General features: G+C 57.1%; 2 protein-coding genes. One reads left to right on the top strand and one right to left on the bottom strand.

The genetic code is table 11. From position 1 onward, the window contains the following. On the top strand, window positions 1-826 hold an 826-nt coding region (locus HWY30_RS40725), incomplete at its 5' end, for an extracellular solute-binding protein (RefSeq protein WP_176079053.1). A 79-nt stretch (window positions 827-905) separates the two neighbouring features. Here the strand turns inward: HWY30_RS40725 and HWY30_RS40720 are convergent. Next, window positions 906-1,691, bottom strand: a 786-nt coding sequence (locus tag HWY30_RS40720; RefSeq protein WP_176079052.1) for a tetratricopeptide repeat protein, incomplete at its 5' end; no start/stop codon positions are given.

Raw genomic sequence — 1,691 nt, 5'->3', positions numbered from 1 at the left:
TGGCTTGCCGCTCGCTGCTTCAACACGCGCGCTGTACTACAACAAGGATCTGCTCGCGAAAGCTGGCTATCCGAATGGCCCGAAGACCTGGAACGACGTAATCGATGCGTCGAAGAAGCTGAAAGCGATGCATATCGCCGGCTTTGGTCTTCAAGGCAAAGAGATCGAGACAGATGTCTACTTCTACTATGGACTCTGGAGTTACGGCGGAGATGTGATCGGCAAGGACGGCAAGGCTGCTTTCAATTCGCAGGCTGGTGTGAAAGCCGCAACGCTGTACAAAACGATGATAGACGACGGTCTGACCGAACCGGGAGTCACCGGCTATAACCGTGAAGGCGTTCAGAACCTGTTCAAGCAGGGCCGTGTGGCGATGGTTATCTCCTTGCCTTTCCTGTCGAAACAGATCGCGAAGGAGGTGCCAAATCTCAAGTACGGCATTGGTCCCATTCCGATGGGAACGACGCAGGCCACTTATGCGGTGACAGATTCGATCATGATGTTCAAGAACTCCAGGGTCAAGAAGAGCGCCTGGAAGTTTCTCGACTTCCTCTTCACAAAGAGCCCGCGCGTCGAATTCTCGAAGACGGAAGGCTTCCTGCCCACGACGAAGGCCGAAGCAAGCGATCCGGCACTCAATGGCCCAGACACCAAGGCGTTCATCGCACTGTTGCCGAACGCACGGTTCGCACCGACTGTCACTGGGTGGGAATACACCGCGAAAGTCGTGTCGGATGCCATGCAGTCCGTCTACCTGGGAAAAGCTCAACCCGCCGCGGCATTGAATGCGGCAGCCGAAAAGGCAAACCGGTCGCTGGGTAAGTAAGGCGACTGGGGTAATTGAGATCTGATGCAGACCGGCGCGCAAGCGGCTCTCGGCAAACCGGGGCGAGGTGAGACGATGTTCAGCCAGTCAATGGTTTGATGCCCATTTCCCGGCAAAGCGATGCGGCGTCTGCTGCACTTCTCTCGCCCAAAGCTTTATCTCCGCCCATCTTTTGCAGCCAAGACAGGCCATATAGGCACTGTGCTTGCAAAGGACGCATTCCGAGGTCGTGGGCGATCATCAACGCCATGCGATAGTGATTATGAGCTTCCTCAATCCGAGGTGCAGTAGCGTTGCCATCCGAGACAAGATCTCCCAACAGGCACCCGGCCCAGGCCTCGTTGCCTCGTTCGCCGGAGGCTCGTGCCAGGTCAATGGCATGATGTGCATGAGCAAGGGCTTCATCCTCTCGACCAGCGAGCTGGCACACTCGACCGAAAATCGAGAGCACGAGCGAATGTCCGAACGTTAAATTGCTCGCCGCTGCCTGGCGAACTGCCTCTTTCAGAAGAACCAGTGCCTCCTTGGTCCGGCCCAGCGAGCCATACGCCGCCCCCAGACAGGAGGCTATTCGGGGAACGTAGTATGGAAACTCAGCCTTGCACATGGCCAATGCGGGCTCAAGTGTCTCGACAGCAACGTCGAGATTGCCTTGAACAAGGTGCATCCGTCCGACACCGTGGCCAGCAAAGATCAGTTGCTCTGGCTCATTTATCCCTCGGGCCATGTCCATCGCCTCCTGTCCAAGGGCAGCAGCCTCGTCGAACCGGCCAAGTTCGGCAAGACACAGCACCAGCCAGATACGAGCGTTGACGCGCGTGTATTTCACGTAAGTCTCATCGGGTCCGAGGCCGTGGCCATGGCC

The sequence above is a fragment of the Paraburkholderia tuberum STM678 genome, from assembly GCF_902833905.1.
In the GTDB taxonomy this organism is placed as follows: domain Bacteria; phylum Pseudomonadota; class Gammaproteobacteria; order Burkholderiales; family Burkholderiaceae; genus Paraburkholderia; species Paraburkholderia tuberum.
This window is presented reverse-complemented; position numbering and strand designations above follow the sequence as displayed.